A 3,874-nucleotide genomic window follows, 5' to 3' on the forward strand; every position below is an offset into this window, starting at 1 on the left:
GAAGGCCGCTCCGGCGCCTCACAACACCACATCAACCAGCGAGGGGGTCAGGTCCTCGTGACGAAAGGGGGGCAGTTCCGGCTGACGCTTGACAGAGCCCACCAGGGGGATGGCTGAAGGGGCTACGGCGCCTTCCGCGGCGGTGCGGATTGGCGACACTTCCTGTGGACAGTACGCCGCTGCCGGACTCCTGCGGCCGACCAAGCACTATTGTCCTGTTTGCGACAGGCGGGAAGCGATTCGTCTATCGCCGCGCTGCCGACCGGCATCGCGCTCTATCAAAACGAGCAACAGGATCAATGCTATGTACTACAAGAAGTATCGCGATACCAACGGCGACTGGCGGTGGACGCTCTATGCCGCGAACCACCGCAAGATCGCCAACTCCGGTGAAGGATACCGGAACCAAGCGGACTGTGACGCCGCGATCGCTCTCGTGAAGGGGTCCGGCTCGGCTCCGGTGGGCACCTGACCCAACCCGAACCCCTCACTGAGCAACTTGGGGCGGCGTAAGCCGCCCTCTTTTTTTGTGCGCTGGTACGCACATCGAGAGGAGACCATTTTCGTCGCCGAATTGCGAGTCTGGGATTGTCCAATCCCATTTCGCGAATCGCCGTGCCGCTAAGGCACTGCAAACAAACGCGTGATTTCGCTCGGGTTTGGCGCCGCGCGCCGCGCGACGATCGGTCAAGAGAACGAAGCGATTTCCGATGTGAAAGACTCACCGCGCGGAACCCCTCTCCCGAATGGGAGAGAGGCAGGGGTGAGGGTGTTCGGCCAGCGGGTTCGCGGGACGTCGGCGGCGCGGCGGCGCGGCGGCGAGCCTGGTGCGAAGCCCGCGGGCGGCGCGCCCTCACCCCAACCCCTCTCCCGTTCGGGAGAGGGGCACGCGCCGGTCACCCCTCCATCGCCTTGATCACCCGCCCCACCTTCGCCAGCTCCCTCTCCTCCAGCCGGCGCAGCAGCACGTCGATGCGCTGGAGCTGGCGGGTGCGTTCCGGAGGTGACTCGATCGGGGGCTCGGCGGAGAAGAGGGCGATGGGCTCGAGGCCCAGCGCGGCGGCGAGCGCCTCGATGTTCTCGAAGGACAGGCCCATCTCGCCGCGCTCGACGCGGGCGATGGTGTTCTCGGCGAGGCGGGCGCGGTCGGCCAGGTCCCCGCGCGAGAGGCCCTGGGCCTCGCGGGCGGCGCGCACGTTCGAGCCGAAGATGTCCTTGAGAGTCACGCCGCGCCTCCACCCGGCGCACGCTGGGGCGAAAGAGAGCCGGCACGGAAGGCCGGCAAACTGAGTGGATTGCAGCTTCTATCCGTTCGACGTACTGTGTCGGTCAGTCAGTCGACCAACCGGCGCGAGCACCCCCCATGAGCCAGCTCCTCATCGTCCTCGCGCTCTCCCTCCTCCTCGTCCCCCTCCTCGCCGCCCTCATCGTCCGGCATCGCCGCCTCACCCGTCCCCGGCGGCTGGCGCGCTCCATCGCGGCGCAAATCGCCTCCGCGAAGGCGTGGGACGCGCAGACGGAGGCGTATTGGGCCGCGCGGCTGCGGGAGGGCGTCGCGCCGCGCCCGCGGCTCTTCGGCGGCGGCCACTGGGGCGACGGCGCCCCGCCGCCCCTCGACGAGGCCGCGATCGCCGCCGCGGCCGTGGAGCGGCTCGAGGGGCGCGGGGGCGGGTGGAAGCATCGCCGAGGCGGGGGAGGGGGGCGCCGTCCGGTGCTGCCGGCATGCGGCGGGCGCTCCGGCCCATCTCCTTCCCCGTAGGGGAAGGTGTCTCGGCGCAGCCGAGACGGATGGGGCGCGCGGGACGCGCGTTCGGCGCAGCCGACATGCGACGGCGGCTGCGGAGACGGCGGCTTCCGCTTCGCGGAACGCGTCGCTCGCGCGCCGCGCCCCATCCGTCACGCCGCCTTTCGGCGGCGCGACACCTTCCCCTACAGGGAAGGAGGGACCGTGCGCCCGCCGCCGCGTCCCACCGCGCAAGCCCCCGTTCCGCTGGAGGGTCGGGGGCCGATCCGCCGTCTCGGATCGTCCCCGCCGCGGTGGGGCGGGACGTCGCTACGCATTCCCCGCGTCTACTCCCCGCCGCCCGTCTCGGCGATAGTCCCGGCGCACTCACCCGCCACGGCAACCCGAGAGAGGCCGCGCCCGCACATGGACGAGACCTATGCCTTCTACGACATCGCCCTCCTTCTGGCGCTCGCCGCCGGCATCGGCCTCGTCGGCCACCTGCTGAAGCAGCCGCTCGTCGTCGCCTTCATCGCGACCGGCATCGTCGCGGGGCCGGACGTGCTCGGGGTCGTGCACCATGCGGAATACGTGGACCTCCTGGCGGAGGTCGGCATCGCCGTGCTGCTCTTCCTGGTGGGGCTGAAGCTCGACTTCCAGGCGATCCGCAGCCTCGGCGCGGTGTCGCTGGCGACGGGGCTCGGGCAGGTCGGGTTCACGGCGGTGGTGGGCTTCGCGATCTGCCTCGCGCTGGGGCTCGACGCGACGACGAGCCTCTACGTGGCGGTGGCGCTCACCTTCTCCTCGACGATCATCATCGTGAAGCTCCTCTCCGACAAGCGCGAGGTCGACGCGCTGCACGGGCGCATCGCCATCGGCTTCCTGATCGTGCAGGACATCGTCGTGGTGCTGGCCATGATCGTGCTCTCGACGCTCGGCGTCGGTGCGCAGGGGAGCCCCGCGGGGCTCGGCATCGGGGGCACGCTCGCGGCGGGCGTGGTGCTGCTCGGGGCGGTCGCGGCCTTCATCCGCTGGGGTGCGGAGCCGCTCTTGCGGCGCGTGGCGAGCCTGCCGGAGCTGCTCGTCGCCTTCGCGCTGGCCTGGGCCGTGCTGTTCGCCGCCCTGTGCGACGTGATCGGGCTCGGCAAGGAGCTCGGCGGCCTCATCGCCGGCGTGTCGCTGGCCTCGACCTCCTTCCGCGAGGCGATCGCCTCGCGGCTCGCGTCGCTGCGCGACTTCCTGCTCCTGTTCTTCTTCGTGGCGCTCGGCTCCTCGCTCAGGCTCGGCACGCTGGGGGACCAGGTCGTGCCGGCGCTCGTGCTCTCGGCCTTCGTGCTCGTGGGCAACCCCTTGATCGTGCTCGCGATCATGGGGGTGATGGGCTACCGCAAGCGCACCGGCTTCCTCGCCGGGCTGACGGTGGCGCAGATCTCCGAGTTCTCGCTCATCTTCATGGCGATGGGCGTGGCGCTCGGGCACGTCGGCGAGGCCTCGATCGGGCTCGTGACGCTGGTCGGGCTCGTGACGATCACGCTGTCGACCTACATGATCCTCTACTCGCAGACGCTCTACGGCTGGCTCGAGCCGCTGCTCGGCTGGGCGGAGCGCAGCGATCCGCATCGCGAGCGGGAAGAGCCGGCGGTGGCCGGCGGGGGCTACGACGCGATCGTCTTCGGCGTCGGCCGCTACGGGCGCGAGATCGCCCGCGTGCTCGTCGCCAACGACGCGCGGCTGCTCGGCGTCGACTTCGACCCCGAGGCGCTGGAACGCTGGCGCAAGCGCGGCCACGACGGGCTCTACGGCGACGCCGCCGATCCGGAATTCCCAGAGAGCCTGCCGCTCACGGGCGTGTCGTGGCTCATCCTCGCGACGCCGCCGCCGGCGGGCCCGAGCCTGCTCCACGGCGACGGGCGCCTCGTGCTGATGGAGGCGGTGCGCGCCCGCGGCTTCGCGGGTCGGATCGCGGTGCGCAGCCACGACCCGGAGGACGCCCGGCGCCTCCACCACGCCGGCGCCGACGTCGTCCTGCGCCCCTTCGCCGACGCCGCCGAGCGCGCCGCGGAGCGGCTGGGCTACGCGGTGGAGCCGGTGCGGGAGGCGCGGGAGGGGAGGGAGGTGCGGGACGCGGTGCAGTGACCGCTCCTCCCCCAT

The 3,874-nt window shown here is 71.4% G+C and carries 4 protein-coding genes; 3 read left to right on the forward strand and 1 reads right to left on the reverse strand.

Features of this window, described 5'->3' with window-relative positions:
- Positions 1 to 304 precede the first annotated feature (304 nt).
- The gene (locus G407_RS31385; RefSeq protein WP_084327704.1) at positions 305 to 472 is read left to right on the forward strand and encodes a YegP family protein; all 168 of its coding nucleotides are present in this window, start codon (positions 305 to 307) and stop codon (positions 470 to 472) included.
- A gap of 424 nt (positions 473 to 896) precedes the next feature.
- On the opposite strand, the gene G407_RS30755 is transcribed toward G407_RS31385, so the two are convergent.
- Positions 897 to 1,226 carry a helix-turn-helix domain-containing protein gene (locus G407_RS30755; RefSeq protein ID WP_052341713.1) on the reverse strand — a complete coding sequence of 110 codons (330 nt, stop codon included), beginning with the start codon at positions 1,224 to 1,226 and terminating at the stop codon, positions 897 to 899.
- Between the two features lie 137 nt (positions 1,227 to 1,363).
- Between G407_RS30755 and G407_RS0121195 the strand changes: the two genes are divergently transcribed.
- Together G407_RS0121195 and G407_RS29195 are read left to right on the forward strand one after the other, a co-directional pair.
- On the forward strand, positions 1,364 to 1,759 hold the full coding sequence (locus tag G407_RS0121195; RefSeq protein ID WP_029032420.1) for a hypothetical protein: 396 nt from the start codon (positions 1,364 to 1,366) through the stop codon (positions 1,757 to 1,759).
- A 390-nt stretch (positions 1,760 to 2,149) separates the two neighbouring features.
- Positions 2,150 to 3,859: a cation:proton antiporter gene (locus G407_RS29195; protein ID WP_043540329.1), complete on the forward strand. Its 1,710-nt coding sequence runs from the start codon at positions 2,150 to 2,152 to the stop codon at positions 3,857 to 3,859.
- Positions 3,860 to 3,874 lie beyond the last annotated feature (15 nt).

Source organism: Salinarimonas rosea DSM 21201 (assembly GCF_000429045.1).
Lineage (GTDB): Bacteria > Pseudomonadota > Alphaproteobacteria > Rhizobiales > Beijerinckiaceae > Salinarimonas > Salinarimonas rosea.